The 14,111-nt window shown below is 72.3% G+C and carries 11 protein-coding genes; 4 read left to right on the top strand and 7 right to left on the bottom strand.

Going from position 1 to position 14,111, the window contains the following annotated elements; genetic code table 11:
* Positions 1-236: 236 nt before the first annotated feature.
* Genes ACIQNG_RS11585 through ACIQNG_RS11575 form a run of 3 tightly spaced genes read right to left on the bottom strand, consistent with a single transcriptional unit; the run spans position 237 to position 3,306 of the window.
* Positions 237-1,541 (bottom strand): ABC transporter substrate-binding protein, encoded by a 1,305-nt coding sequence (locus tag ACIQNG_RS11585; protein ID WP_401484186.1) that lies wholly within the window; start codon positions 1,539-1,541, stop codon positions 237-239.
* Positions 1,541-2,374 carry a carbohydrate ABC transporter permease gene (locus ACIQNG_RS11580; protein ID WP_401425997.1) on the bottom strand — a complete coding sequence of 278 codons (834 nt, stop codon included), beginning with the start codon at positions 2,372-2,374 and terminating at the stop codon, positions 1,541-1,543. Before ACIQNG_RS11580 ends, ACIQNG_RS11585 begins: the two co-directional genes overlap by 1 nt.
* Entirely contained in the window at positions 2,371-3,306 is a 936-nt protein-coding gene (locus ACIQNG_RS11575; RefSeq protein ID WP_401425995.1) for a carbohydrate ABC transporter permease, read from the bottom strand. Before ACIQNG_RS11575 ends, ACIQNG_RS11580 begins: the two co-directional genes overlap by 4 nt.
* A 201-nt stretch (positions 3,307-3,507) precedes the next feature.
* Here ACIQNG_RS11575 and ACIQNG_RS11570 point away from each other — a divergent pair, with 201 nt between their 5' ends.
* Complete coding sequence (locus ACIQNG_RS11570; protein WP_401484184.1) at positions 3,508-4,371, top strand: phosphotransferase enzyme family protein; 864 nt, start codon at positions 3,508-3,510, stop codon at positions 4,369-4,371.
* 108 nt (positions 4,372-4,479) lie between these two features.
* Here the strand turns inward: ACIQNG_RS11570 and ACIQNG_RS11565 are convergent, their stop codons facing one another.
* The 4 genes from ACIQNG_RS11565 to ACIQNG_RS11550 all read right to left on the bottom strand — a co-directional run bounded on the left by ACIQNG_RS11565 (position 4,480) and on the right by ACIQNG_RS11550 (position 8,963).
* Complete coding sequence (locus tag ACIQNG_RS11565) at positions 4,480-5,205, bottom strand: 3'-5' exonuclease (protein ID WP_401484182.1); 726 nt, start codon at positions 5,203-5,205, stop codon at positions 4,480-4,482.
* A gap of 188 nt (positions 5,206-5,393) precedes the next feature.
* Complete coding sequence (locus tag ACIQNG_RS11560) at positions 5,394-6,632, bottom strand: SAV2148 family HEPN domain-containing protein (protein ID WP_401426421.1); 1,239 nt, start codon at positions 6,630-6,632, stop codon at positions 5,394-5,396.
* Between the two features lie 103 nt (positions 6,633-6,735).
* Positions 6,736-8,052: a copper amine oxidase gene (locus ACIQNG_RS11555; RefSeq protein WP_401484180.1), complete on the bottom strand. Its 1,317-nt coding sequence runs from the start codon at positions 8,050-8,052 to the stop codon at positions 6,736-6,738.
* A 74-nt stretch (positions 8,053-8,126) separates the two neighbouring features.
* Complete coding sequence (locus ACIQNG_RS11550; RefSeq protein WP_401484178.1) at positions 8,127-8,963, bottom strand: Tat pathway signal sequence domain protein; 837 nt, start codon at positions 8,961-8,963, stop codon at positions 8,127-8,129.
* A 200-nt stretch (positions 8,964-9,163) separates the two neighbouring features.
* Between ACIQNG_RS11550 and glgX the strand changes: the two genes are divergently transcribed.
* From glgX to treY, 3 genes are all read left to right on the top strand, one after another.
* Positions 9,164-11,299 carry a glycogen debranching protein GlgX gene (gene glgX / locus ACIQNG_RS11545; RefSeq protein ID WP_401425980.1) on the top strand — a complete coding sequence of 712 codons (2,136 nt, stop codon included), beginning with the start codon at positions 9,164-9,166 and terminating at the stop codon, positions 11,297-11,299.
* A gap of 81 nt (positions 11,300-11,380) precedes the next feature.
* Entirely contained in the window at positions 11,381-11,683 is a 303-nt protein-coding gene (locus ACIQNG_RS11540) for a hypothetical protein (protein ID WP_401484176.1), read from the top strand.
* 6 nt (positions 11,684-11,689) lie between these two features.
* Positions 11,690-14,053: a malto-oligosyltrehalose synthase gene (gene treY / locus ACIQNG_RS11535; RefSeq protein WP_401484174.1), complete on the top strand. Its 2,364-nt coding sequence runs from the start codon at positions 11,690-11,692 to the stop codon at positions 14,051-14,053.
* The last annotated feature ends 58 nt before the right edge of the window (positions 14,054-14,111 follow it).

Genomic DNA, 14,111 nt, shown 5'->3' with positions numbered 1-14,111 from the left:
AAGACATGCCGAGAGGCACGGAAAAAGAGCAGGAGGCGGTGAAGGAACGGCCCGCGCGGAGGTCGGAGCGACCTCGGATCAGCGGGCGGAATGCCCCGGTCCGGTCAGGACTTCGGGGCAAGCACGTACTCGGGTGTAGTACGTGCAGCCCCGGCCGTAACCGGAGTCGAATACCGCGTTGCAACCTGCCACGAGAGGCACGGTAGAGCGCGGGTCGTCACCCGTGCAAACGTTTTTCATCGCTGGTAGCGCGCCAGCACCAGGTTCCCGTCCACCTCCAGCCGGTGTCTCAGCTCGTCCGCGTCGATCGCCCCGCTGTAGTACTCCTGGAACGCGGGGGTCGCCACCTTGTCCTTCCACTCCGGGTAGCCCCGCACGGACTGGGCCGGTGCCGGGCGCAGATGGGCGGCGAGGGCCGTGCCGGTCGCCCAGTCGTGCTCGGCGGTGCGCAGGGCCGGGTCGGCGAGCGCGGCCGTGCCGGTCGGCAGCATCCAGTCGCCGAGGGCGAGCCGCACCATGTTCGGCGGCCGGAGGAGGAAGTCGAGGAACGCGACGGCCTCCTTCTTGTGGGGGCTGTCCTCGGCGATGGAGAGGGTCTGCGGGCTGACGCCCTGGGTGAGCCCGTCCGCCCCGGCGGGCGCGGGCAGCACCTGCCAGTCGAAGCCCTCCGGGGCCTGCTGCACGATCTGCTGCCGGTAGGAGAAGCCGAGCGGCACCATCGCGTACCGTCCGCCGAAGAACCCGGGCAGGGTGTCGGAACCGCCGCTGCCGAGTGTGCTGGGCGAGGCGCTCCGGTCGGTGCGGACCTGGGCGTTGACGGTGTCGGGGACGACCGCGTCACCGGCCTCGTAGCGGAGGGTGACCTTGCCGTCGGCGCCCCGGTGGAAGAGCTGTCCGCCCGCCGACAGGGAGAGGTTCAGCGTGGCGGAGACGGGGTCCTTCAGCGGCCAGGCCACCCCGTACGTCCCGTCCCCCGACAGCCGCTCGGTCACCTGCCGGAACTCCGCCCAGGTCCAGGGCGCCCGTGAGGTCGGCACCCGCACCCCGGACCGCTTCAGCCAGTCGGCGTTGGCGATCAGCACCCGGGGCTCCTGGAGGAACGGCACCCCGTAGATCCCGTCCCCGAAGGTCGCCGTCCGCCAGGTGTGCTCCGGGATGTCGGACCTGAGCCGCTCGGGGAGCAGCGCGGTGAGGTCGGCCAGATAGCCGCCGTAGGCGAAGTCGGCGAGGTCGTCGGAGGCGTCGTGGATGATGTCGGGCGCCTCACCGCCCTCGAAGGAGGTGAGGAGTTGGTCGTGGACGCTGTCCCAACTGCCCTGGACGTACTCCACCCGTACGTCCGGGTGGGCCGCGTTCCACTCCTCGACCAGTTCCTTGGTGGCCCGGACGGACTCCTCCTGCCAGGCGAGGGACTGGAACCGCAGGGTGATCCGGCCGTCCGCGTCGGCGGACCGACCCCCGCCGGTGCAGCCGGCCAGCAGCAGCGTCAGGGCGACGGCGACGGCCGCGCACCGCCAGGCCCGCTCGGTGATCGCGCGCATCAGCTCTTCACCGCCCCGGCGAGCATGCCGCTGGTGATGCGGCGCTGGATGACCGCGAAGACGAGCAGCGAGGGCAGGGTGGCGAGGACCGCCGCGGCGGCCAGCGGGCCGAGGTCGGCGACGCCCTCCGCGCCGATGAAGTGGGTGAGGATCACGGGAAGTGTCTGTTTCTCCGGGGTCTTGAGCAGCACCAGCGCGAAGAAGAACTCGTTCCACGCGGTGATGAACGCGAACAGGGCGGTGGCCACGATGCCGGGCGCGAGCAGCGGCGCGGTCACCGACACCAGGGTGCGCAGCTTCCCGGCCCCGTCGACCGCCGCGGCCTCCTCCAGTTCGACGGGCACGGCCCGGACGTAGCCGGCGAGCATCCACAGCGCGAACGGCAGCGCCCACACCACGTACACCATCACCAGCCCCGGCACGGAGTCGATCAGCCGCAGGTTCTTCAGCACCAGGAACAGCGGGATGATCACCAGGACGAACGGGAACGCCTGGCTGATCACCACCCAGCCGGTCGCCGCCCGCGCGAGCCGGGTGCGCTGCCGGGCCATGACGTAGGCCATGGGGGTCGCGACGAGCACGGCGATCAGGGCGGCGCCGGTCGCGGCGAGCAGGGAGTTGCCCGCGGCCCGCAGCAGGGGCTGTTCGTCGAACGCCTGGCGGAAGTTGTCGAGGGTCGGGTTGTCGGGGATCCAGGTGGGGTGCAGACTCCCCAGTTCGCGGGGTGGTTTGAAGGCCGTGGAGATCAGCCAGAGGAACGGGAAGGCGAGGAAGACGAGATAGCCGAGCAGGGCCGCGTACTGGCCCGCGCGTGCCGCGGTACGGGTCCTCATGTCTTCTCCCCTCCGCGCAGCCGGCCCACCAGGAAGACGGCGAGCACGATCGAGATGAGCGCGACCATCACACAGCCCATGGCCGCCGCGTAGCCGAACTGGCCGTAGCGGAACGCCTCCTCGTAGGCGAAGAGCATCGGCAGCCGGGTGCGTCCGCCGGGGCCGCCCGAGGTGAGGACGTACACCAGGGCGAACGCGTTGAAGTTCCAGATGAGGTTGAGCGCGGTGATGGCGAGCGCGACGGGTCTCAGGGCGGGCCAGGTGACCGTGCGGAAGCGGCGCCAGGCGCCGGCGCCGTCCAGGGCGGCGGCCTCGTGCAGTTCGCGCGGGGTGTTCTGCAACCCGGCCAGCAGGGCGACCGTGGTCTGCGGCATGCCCGCCCAGACGCCGACGAGGATCACGGCGGGCAGGGCGGTGCCGAGCGAGCTGAGCCAGTCGCGGCCGTCGCCGAGGCCGAGATCGCGCAGGGTCTCGTTGAGGATCCCGGCGTCCGGGTTGTAGACCAGGCGCCACATGATGCCGACGACGACCTCGGGCATGGCCCACGGGACGATCGCCAGGGCGCGGGCGAGCCAGCGCAGCCGGAGTCGCTCGTTGAGCAGCAGCGCGAGGCCGAGGGCGAGGAGGAACTGCGGGACGGTCACCCCGACCGCCCAGATCAGCCCGATCCGGAACGACTCCCAGAACAGGGTGTCCTTCAGCAGGTCCTGGAAGTTGAGGGTGCCGATCCACTCGGTGGGTTCGGTGCGGCCGGACTGGGCGTCGGTGAACGCCAGCAGGATCCCGTACAGCAGTGGTCCGACGCTGAGCACCAGGATGGGCAGGAGGGCGGGCAGCACCAGGAACCAGGCCCCGTGGTCCAGGGGGCGGCGCCCCACCGTCCGGCCCGGTGGTCGTCGCACCGGGCGCTCGGCCTCGGTCACCAGTGTCACGTCATCGGCTCCTTCGCACGGTGTGTGACGCACGGGACCCGGCGGGCCCCCGTCATGGTCGTGAACGCGCCATGTGTCGTCAAGGCACCGCGCGCACCTCCGCGACCTGTGCGAATGCGACACTGGCCGGTGAATGGCGCGAACCCGACGGCGGGGGCGTGGCCCACGGTGTGCCGGTCGGCGAGATCACGGAGGCGGCGGATGGACGAGGCACGGGCCCGGGACGTACTGGCCCGGGCACAGGTGCTGCCCGGCGCGGCGCGGGACGCGCGGCTGCTCGCCCTCGGTGAGAACGCCGTGTTCGCCGCCGGTGACCTGGTCGTCAAGGTGGGGCGCGCGGCCGAACTGCTCGACCGGGCGCGGCGTGAGCTGGACATCGCGCTGTGGCTGGCCGGGGCGGGAGTGCCCGCGGTGCGGGCGGCGGAGCCGGAGCCCCGGCTGGTCGACGGGCATCCGGTGACGGTGTGGCGGCGGCTGCCGGACGCGGTACGGCCCGCGGGCCCCGCCGATCTGGCCGAACTGCTGCGGCTGGTGCACGCACTGCCCTCCCCCTCCTTCTCGCTGCCGCCCCGGGACCTGCTGGGCGGGGTGGAACGCTGGCTGCGGCTGGCCGGGGACGCCGTCGATCCGGCGGACGCGGCGTTTCTGCGCGAGCGCCGGGACGGTTTCGCGACGGCCGCGGCCCTGCTGGTCCCGAGGCTGGAGCCGGGGCCGATCCACGGCGACGCGCTGCCCCGCAATGTGCATGTCGGCCCCGACGGCCCGGTCCTGGTCGACCTGGAGACCTTCTCCTCGGACCTGCGGGAGCACGATCTGGTGGTGATGGCCCTGTCCCGGGACCGCTACGGGCTCACCGCCGAGGCGTACGACTCCTTCACCCACGCCTACGGGTGGGATGTGCGGGAGTGGGAGGGGTGCGGGGTGCTGCGCGGGGCCCGGGAGACGGCGAGCTGCGCCTGGGTGGCCCAGCACGCCCGCTCCGACCCGAAGGCTCTCGCCGAGTTCCGCAGGCGGGTGGCGTCCCTGCGGGACGGGGACGCGGAGGTGCGCTGGTACCCCTTCTGACGCCGGGTCGGCGCGCTGCCCCGGTTGGGGACCCTGCGGCCCGCCACCCCGCACCGGCGCCCGGACGACGGCCGGGGGTCGGGGGCCGGGGGCCGGGGGCCGGGGGCCTCAGACTCTCTCCGCCCCCGTCAACTCGCGTATCGGCCAGGCCCCGTCCACCACCGCGTCCCGCTCCCCCTTGCGGCGCAGGAAGCTCTGGAAGTCCGCGGCCCATCGCGCGTACCACTCGATCTGCCGGCGGTGCAGCTCCGCCGGGCCGAGGTCGGCGACCTTGGGGTGGCGGGTGGCCACGGCGCAGGCGAGACGGGCCGCCGCGAGGGCGTCGGCACCGGCGTCATGGGCCGAGTCCAGGGCGATCTCGTACTCGGCGCAGACCGCTTCGAGGTTGCGCTTGCCGCGGCGGTAGCGGTCGACCTGGCGGTCGATGGTGTACGGGTCGATGACGGGGCCGGGTTCGGCGCCGCCCAGCCGTTCGCGCAGGGACGGCAGCCGGTGCCGGTGGAGTTCGGCGCTGAGCAGGGTCAGATCGAACGCGGCGTTGTAGGCGACGACCGGGACGCCGGTCTTCCAGTAGGTCGTCAGGACGTCGGCGATGGCGTCGGCGACCCGGTCGGCGGGGCGGCCCTCGGCCGCGGCGCGCTCGTTGCTGATGCCGTGCACGGCGACCGCGTCGGCCGGGATCTCGACGCCCGGGTCGGCCAGCCACTCCTTGCGCCCCAGCAGCTGTCCGGCCCTGACCTCCATCACGGCGCCCGTGACGATCCGCGCCTCGCACGGATCGGTCCCCGTCGTCTCCAGGTCGAAGCCGATCAGCAGCTCCTGGTGCCAGGCCATGGCGGCCCCCCTCTTCTTCGTGGTGCTCTCCCCCAGTGGTTTCCACCCTGCCATGCGCCACTGACAATCGGAGGATCGCATTCCGGATGACCGCCCCAGCCGAGCACCGCATTCCGGTTGACCGCGCCCCCCAGCCGAGGACCGCATCCCGGCTGACCGCCCCGGCCGACCACCGCATTCCGGATAGTTCACGACACCGGTCGTGAATCCGCCCAGGCCAGTTCGAATTCCTCGCGGTAGGTCGGGAAGAGGCCGCCCTCCTCCAGCTCGTGCGTCCGCACCAGCCGGCTGCCGTTGCGCAGCACGAGCACCGGTGCCTCCATCCCCCGGCTGCGGCGCAGATAGGACTGGACGATCGCGATGCCGTCACTGCCGTCGCCGTCCACGAGGTACGCGGTGAAGCGCGGGGTCTCGTCGAACACCTGGATCTCGAACGCGCCGGGATCGCGCAGTCGGGCCCGGACCCGCCGCATGTGCAGGATGTTCATCTCCACGGCACGGCTCAGCTCACCGCGTTTGAGGCCCAGTTCACGCTCGCGCCGCTTGATCGCGCTGGAGGCCGGGTTCAGGAAGAGCAGCCGCACCCGGCCGCCGGCCTCCGCGAGGCGCAGCAGCCGGCGCCCGGAGAAGTTCTGCACCAGCAGGTTCAGTCCGATGCCGATGGCGTCCAGGCGGCGGGCGGCGCCGAAGATGTCCTCGGCGGGGAACTGGCGCAGCAGCCGCACCCGGTCGGAGTGCACGGCGACCACGTCCGCGTACCGGTCGCCGACCAGGTCCTCCACCGCGTCCATCGGCAGCCGCCGGGCGGAGGGCACGTCACCGGCCGCGCCGAGCATCTCCAGGAGCCGGGCCGAGGCCCGCTCGGCCTGGTTCAGCACGGCCTCGGACAGGGCGCGGTTGCGGGAGACGACATTGCGGGTGACCTCCAGCTCGTCCAGCGCCAGCTCGACGTCCCTGCGGTCGTCCAGGTAGGGCTCGAAGCAGGGCCAGTGCTGGACCATCAGCTCCCGCAACTGCGGGAGGGTGAGGAAGCTGAGGACGTTGTCGTCGGCCGGGTCGAGGAGGTAGCCCTTGCGGCGGCTGACCTCGCGGACCGCCACCGCGCGCTGCACCCACTCCTGGCCCGCGGGTCCGGCGGCGGCCACCACCCAGTCGTCGCCGTGGACGGGCTCGTAGATCGGGCGGACCAGCGCGGAGACCACGGAGCGCAGCCGCTGCTCGACGAGATTGAGCCAGATGTAGGCGCGTCCGGCGCGCTGGGCGCGGGTGCGCACCTCGTGCCAGGCGGCGGCGTCCCAGTCCAGCTCCGGCCCTATGGAGCCGGTCTCCATGGGCCGGGCCAGCGACACCGCGCCGGGCTGGACATCCGCTGTGTCACCCTCGTGACCCTCGTCACCAGGGGGCAGCTCCAGCCCACCCGAGCCCACCCGCGCACCGCCTTCCGCTCCCCCGAGCACTCCCCATGTCAACGATCAAGGAAGGGTACTCCGCGAGCGGCGGACGGTGCAGCCGGATGGACAGGGTCGTTTCTCAACTACCGTCGCGCGGGCGTCCGTTCTCACCGGCCAGTTCGGCGGGCGTGAGCGGATTCATAGCGGTGACGTCACGCGGGACCAGGGAGAAGCCCTGCCAGTGGACCGGCATGGGCTGCTGGTCCTCGTCCCGGGCTATGTGGTGGAAGCCGATGTTGACCCAGGTGACGGGGTTCTTCAGGGTCTGCCCGTTGACCCATTTGTCGACACTCTTGCCTGCCCCGGCGCCGCAGTTGAGCGGGTTGTTGCTGGCGTACTGCTCGCACTTGTTGTGCTCGGTGAAGTACACGTCGTGCTTGCTGTAGGCGCGGCCGGAGTACGGGCTGCTCGGCCCGAGGGCGATCTCGTAGGAGCGGGGGTGGCCGTCCTTGTTCTTGCCCTTGTTGCTGATCACCCGCCACCAGCGCATGTTCTTGCTGTCACCGGCGAGTTCCTTGGTGACCTTGGTGCGGGTGGTCTTGTTGGTGGGGCCCTGGCCGCGCGCGGGCGGGCTGACCTTGGAGTCGTACTGCTCGACCCGGGCCTTGGAGGAGCCGTCCAGGCCGAAGTTGAGACGCCAGAACACATTGTGGTTGTGGCTGGTGGAGTAGTCCTTGGCGCCCTTGCCGATGGGCCAGCCGCGGCCGTCCCCGGCGTCGTAGTCGGCGGGGGCGAGGCTGCCGGTGGCGCCGACGTTGGTGGTGATGGTGCCGTCGTCCTGGAAGCGCCACTCGGTGATGTACTCGTACCAGCCGACCTGGTTGACGGTGTAGACGAGCAGGTCACCGCCCTGCTTCTGGTAGACCTTGCCGGGCGTGTCGCCCTGCATGCGGTACGCGTGTCCGCGCGCGCGGGTGGTGGTGCACAGGCCCTTGACGTTGGCGTTGGCGGGGTCCCAGGCGTCCGGGACCTTGACGGTGCGGATGGTGCCGCCGGGACACTCGCCGGGCGCCATCGCCAGGAGGCCAGCGCCGAAGAAATAGCTGGTCAGGTCGTCGTACTCGTTCTTGCCGTCGTCGTACGGGACGTGGATCTGGCCGAGCTTGGCGCTCTTGAGGACCTTGATCGGCTTGGCCTCGCCGGGCGGCTGGTAGGAGATGTCCTCCAGGACCAGGCCCGCCTTGCCTTCGTAACGCCAGCACATCTGCCAGGTGGTGCCGTTGGCGAGCTTCTGCTCGATGCGGTAGGCCGCGCTGCACTGCGGGGCCGGGGCGGCGGCCCGGGGCTGGGCCGCGGCGGGTCCTGCACCGGCCGCGGCGCCGCCGGCGAGGGCGGCCACGGCGAGCGCTGCCGCGCCCGTCCGGGTGTGGGCACGGCTGATTCTGTTGACACGCATGTGAGGAACTACTCCCTTGCGTAAGGAGCGAGTCAAAAATACGGACATGTCGGCGATGTGGCGGACCGGTGCGGTCAGCCGCCGAGGCGGGAGACCTTGCGGTCGCTGAGGTCGATCACGAAGGACCGGGCGTCGATCCAGGGCCCGTTGACGACCTTCGGGAACAGCCGTGCGCAGCGGTTCTCGCCGCACTTGCCGAGAGCGGCGGGCTGGACGCCCGGCGAGGACCGGAAGACCATGCTCGTCAGCTTGAGCTGGTCGAGGGAGGTCAGCTGCTTGCCGGTGGCGTCCTTGTAGTCCGCCTTGAGGCCCGCGCCCAGCGGGTCGGCGAGCAGCAGTTCGGCCGCCTTCAGGGTCTCCGCCCTGGTCAGGGGCGGCTGCACCCCGCTCTGCGTGCCGGTCTTCTCGACCTTGCCCGTGTCGAGGTTGACCGTCTTGGTGACGACGGTGTCGTCCCGGTAGTCGTAGAACGTGACGTCCGCGCGGCGCGGCGCGTTCGGGTCGTCGAGCTGGGCGGCGTCCGGCTCGGCCAGGTCGATGGCCAGGCTCTCCGGGCCGCGTTCGCCGTCCACGCCCTCGCTGGAGGCGCGGAGCTTCTGGTCCAGCGCGATCTGCCGGACGCGTTCCAGTTCGTCGTCGGTGAGCGGATCGCGGCCCTTGCCCCGTTCGCCCTGCACGGGCGCCTCTTCGACGACACCGGGCGCCACCGCGCCCTGTCCCGCCGCGCCCTGTTCCCCGCCGGCCCCTTGGCCGGCCGCCTGGCCCGCGGGCTGCCCGCCGGTGCCGCCGTCGCTGTCGTCCGCCCCGGCCGTGCCCGGCAGGGTGACGGCGACCATGACGGCCGTACCGGCGACGGCTATGCCCGCGCCGGCCACCACCTTGCCCAGGTGGCGGCGCATCATCTTGCGCACATTTCCCCCTACTCCCCCTTGGATGCTGGGAGTACGTGTGGTTGCCCCAAATGGTTCGGCACACCGTGCGACACGCTGGATCACGGCATGCACTGGTCGCCCGCTAAGAGGGTGGTGGGTCGAAGGAGGTTCCGTCACTTTCGGGGAGACTCGAACGCAAGGCGGCCCCGGCCGGGCGCCACACCTGAAAGAGTCGCTCCATGCAGGTCTGGCCTGGAGAGGCGTATCCCCTGGGTGCCACGTACGACGGCGCCGGTACCAACTTCGCGGTGTTCACGGAGGCCGCGGACCGAGTCGAGCTGTGTCTGCTGCACGACGACGGCTCCGAGACGGCGGTGGAACTGCGCGAGAGCGACGCGTTCGTCCGGCACGCCTATCTGCCGGGCGTCATGCCGGGACAGCGCTACGGCTTCCGGGTGCACGGCCCGTACGCCCCCGAGCGCGGGCTGCGCTGCAACTCGTCGAAGCTGCTGCTCGATCCGTACGCGCGGGCGATCAGCGGGGAGGTGCGCTGGGGCGAGGAGGTCTACGGCTATCACTTCGGCTCGCCCGAGCGGCGCAACGACCTGGACTCGGCGCCGCACACCATGACATCGGTGGTGGTCAATCCGTACTTCGACTGGGGCGACGACCGCCGACCGCGGGTCGAGTACCACCACACGGTGATCTACGAGGCCCATGTCAAGGGGCTGACCATGCGTCACCCGGGGCTGCCTGAGGAACTGCGCGGCACCTACGCGGCGCTCGCGCATCCGGCGATCCTCGACCATCTCACCGGGCTCGGGGTGACGGCGCTGGAGCTGATGCCGGTCCATCAGTTCGTCAACGACCACCGCCTGGTGGACATGGGCCTGAACAATTACTGGGGCTACAACACCATCGGCTTCTTCGCCCCGCACAACGCGTACGCCTCCTGGGGCGATCGCGGGCAGCAGGTGCTGGAGTTCAAGTCGGCGGTCAAGGCGCTGCACGAGGCCGGGATCGAGGTGATCCTGGACGTGGTCTACAACCACACCGCCGAGGGCAACCACCTGGGCCCGACGCTCTCCTTCCGGGGCCTGGACAACCCGTCGTACTACCGGCTGACCACCGCCGACCGCCGCTACTACATGGACACCACGGGGACCGGTAACAGCCTGCTGATGCGCTCCCCGCACGTGCTCCAGCTGATCATGGACTCGCTGCGGTACTGGGTGACCGAGATGCATGTGGACGGCTTCCGCTTCGACCTCGCGGCGACGCTGGCCCGGCAGTTCCACGAGGTGGACCGGCTGTCGTCGTTCTTCGACCTGGTGCAGCAGGACCCGGTGGTCTCGCAGGTGAAGCTGATCGCCGAGCCGTGGGACGTGGGCGAGGGCGGCTACCAGGTGGGGAACTTCCCGCCGCTGTGGACCGAGTGGAACGGCAAGTACCGCGACACCGTACGGGACCTGTGGCGCGGGGAGCCGCGCGCGCTGGCGGAGTTCGCGTCCCGGCTCACCGGCTCCTCCGACCTCTACCAGGACGACGGCCGCCGCCCGCTGGCCTCGATCAACTTCGTGACCTGCCACGACGGGTTCACGCTGCGGGACCTGGTGTCGTACGACGAGAAGCACAACGAGGCCAACGGTGAGGGCAATCGGGACGGCGAGAGCCACAACCGGTCCTGGAACTGCGGGGCGGAGGGCGAGAGCGACGATCCGGGCGTACGGGCGCTGCGGGCCCGGCAGATGCGGAACTTCGTCGCCACGCTGATGCTGTCGCAGGGGGTGCCGATGCTGAGCCACGGCGACGAGTTCGCGCGCACCCAGCGCGGCAACAACAACGCGTACTGCCAGGACAGCGAGCTGGCCTGGGTGGGGTGGCCCGACGGCGGCCGGGACGAGGGCGAGGGCGGCTACGGCGGGCTGCTGGAGTTCACCCGGGCGATGGTGTGGCTGCGGCGGGACCATCCGGTCTTCCGGCGGCGGCGCTTCTTCCACGGCCGGTCGGTGGAGGGCACCCACGACGAGCTGTCCGACATCGCCTGGTTCACCCCGGAGGGCCGGGAGATGACCCAGCGGGACTGGGGGCGGGCGCAGGCGTCCGCGCTGATGGTGTTCCTCAACGGCAACGCGATCTCGGAGCCGGGGCCGCGCGGGGAGCGGATCGGTGACGACTCCTTCCTCCTGATGTTCAACGCGTCGCCGCGCACCCTGGAGTTCGCGGTTCCGGTCGACCACGGGCAGCAGTGGCAGGTGGTGGTCGACACCGCCCGCGAGGACGGCGTACCGCCGGGCACCGGCCCCAAGGTCCGGGCGGGTGAGCGGCTGTCCCTGGTGGACCGGAGCCTGACGGTCCTCCAGCGGCCCGCGTAGGGCGGTGTGGCTCGGGGGCCGCTGGTTCACCGTGATCGGGCTGCTCGCGCCCAACGGGCCGACCCCGGAACCGTCTCCGCGGTGCGGGGTGTGCTGGGGGCGACCGCCAACCCGGAGAAGCCGGACGAGGCGGTGGTCTCCCGGCCGTCCGATGTGCTCGCCGCCGCCGACACCATGGTGATCTCGGTGCTGGAGCGCCGTCCCTACCAGGGCCGGCCGTCGGTCGTGCCGCTCCGGACGCTGGCCGGGGGCGTCGGCTCGACCCTGCTCAACGGGGCGCGCGGCCCGGCTGCCGCGACCCGGCGCGGGCGGGGCGACCGGGCACCCCGCCACGGCGCACATGGCGGCGCCCATGTCAGGAAACCCGGCACCGGGGGTACGTAGGTCTGCATGACTCCTGCGCGCCCGCTCCCCCCGGTGCCCACCGCCACCTACCGGCTCCAGTTGCAGCCCGCGTTCCCGTTCGCCGCCGCGGCGGCGGCCGTGCCGTATCTGGCCTCGCTCGGGGTGTCGCATCTGCATCTGTCCCCGGTGCTGGAGGCGGTGCCCGGGTCCGAGCACGGCTACGACGTCGTGGACCACGGGCGCGTACGGGAGGAACTGGGCGGCGAGGAAGGCTTGCGCGCGCTGTCGCGCACCGCGCGCGAGCACGGGCTCGGCCTGGTGGCGGACCTGGTGCCGAACCACATGGCGATGGCCCCGCGCCACAACCGGGCCCTGTGGGAGGTCCTGCGCGAGGGCCCCAGGTCACCGTACGCGCGCTGGTTCGACATCGACTGGGAGGCGCAGGGCGGACAACTGCTGCTGCCGGTCCTCGGCGGGCCGCTGGGCACCCAGATCGAGCATCTGGAGGTGGACGGGGAGGTCCTGCGCTACTACGACCACGCGTTCCCGCTGCGCGAGGGCACCGAGGGGCTGCCGCTGCCCCGGCTGCTGGACGCCCAGTGGTACCGCCCGGTGTGGTGGCGGCTGGCCCGCACCGAGCTGAACTACCGGCGGTTCTTCAGCATCTCCGAGCTGATCGGCGTACGGGTCGAGGACCCGGAGGTGTTCGAGGCCACCCACGCGAAGACCCTCGCGCTGCTGCGGGAAGGGGTGCTGGACGGGCTGCGCGTCGACCACCCCGACGGGCTCGCCGACCCCGCCGGCTATCTGCGCACCCTCCACGACGCGACCGGCGGGCGCTGGACCGTGGTGGAGAAGATCCTGGCGGACGGCGAGCGGCTGCCGGCCGCGTGGCCCGTGGCGGGCACCACCGGCTACGACGCGCTGCGACACGTGGACGGGGTGTTCACCGACCGCTCGGGCGCCGGGGAACTCCTCGGCGACTACCGGCGGTTCGCGGCCCCGCAAACCGACCGGGGCGGCGAGTGGGCGGCGACCGTGCGCCGGGCCGCGTACAAGGTGCTGGGGCATGAGCTGGCGGCCGAGCTGGAGCGGCTGACGCGGACCGCGAGCCGGGTGTGCGCCGACTCGCCGGACCCGGCGCTGCGCGACCGGGCGCCCTGGGCGCTGCGCACGGCCCTGCGTGAACTGCTGGTCCGGCTGGAGGTCTACCGGCCGTACTCGGCCGCCGACACGGCCGCGCTGCTCACCGAGGAGGTCGCGGCCGAGGCCCGGCTCGCCTTCCTGGTGCCCGAGGAGTCGGGCGCGGTCGATGCCGTACGGGATCTGCTGCTCGGTCGGCACGGGGAGGGGCCGGGGCCCGCGGAGCTGCGGGCGCGGTTCGCCCAGACGGCGTCGGCGCTGCGGGCCAAGTCGGTGGAGGACACGGCGTACTACCGCTATGTGCCGCTGCTGTCGGCGGCGGAGGTCGGCGGGAACCCGGGTGCCCCCGGGGTGACGCCGGAGGAATTCCACGCGTACTGCGTCCGGGTGCAGCGCGACTGGCCGGCCACCGGCACCGTCGTGACCACGCACGACGCCAAGCGCAGCGCCGATGTCCGGGCGGCGCTCGCGGTGCTGACGGAGTGCCCGCGGCGCTGGGCGGACATGCTGGCGGAGGTCACGCGCTCGGGCGAGGGAGTACCGGACGCCCAGCTCGCGTGGGCGGCCTGGCAGACGGTGTTCGGGCTGGGGCCCGCCGCGCCGGAGCGGGTACGGGAGGCGCTGCTGAAGCATGTGCGCGAGGCGGGGCTGTACACGAGCTGGACCGAGCGGGAGCCGCCGTACGAGAGCGCCGTGGCCGCGTTCGTGGACGCGGGGCCCTGCGGCGCCCCGGGTGAGCGGGTGACGACCCTCAGGCGGGCGCTGGAGCCGTACGTCCGGGCCAATGTGCTGGGCACCGCGCTGCTCCATCTGACGATGCCGGGGGTGCCGGATCTGTACCAGGGCACGGAGGGCGAGTACCGGGCGCTGGTGGACCCGGACAACCGGCGGGCGGTGCCGCTGCCGCCGCCGGACCCGGGCGAGAAGGGCGCGCTCACCCGCGCGGCGCTGGGGCTGCGGGCGCGTCGGCCCGAGGCGTTCGGCGACACGGCGACCTACGAGCCGCTGTCCGCCGGGGGCCCCGCCGCGAACCACTGTCTGGCCTTCGCCCGCTCCGGACGGACCGTCACCGCCGTGACCCGGCTGTCCCTGCGCCTCGCGGAGTCCGGCGGCTGGGCGGACACCCGGCTGCCGCTGCCGCCCGGCCGCTGGACCGACGTCCTGCACCCGGGACCCGAGTTCTCGGGACCCACCCGCGCGGCCGACCTCTTCGCACGTTCACCGGTGGCACTGCTGGAACGCGTGGACGGCGACGGACCCCGCTGACGAGCACACGGGCGGCAGCGAGGGGCCCAGGGGGCGCGTGATGCCGGGGTGGCCCCGG

Origin of the sequence: Streptomyces sp. NPDC091377, from assembly GCF_044757045.1 — a bacterium.
Classification (GTDB): Bacteria; Actinomycetota; Actinomycetes; order Streptomycetales; family Streptomycetaceae; genus Streptomyces.
This window is presented reverse-complemented; position numbering and strand designations above follow the sequence as displayed.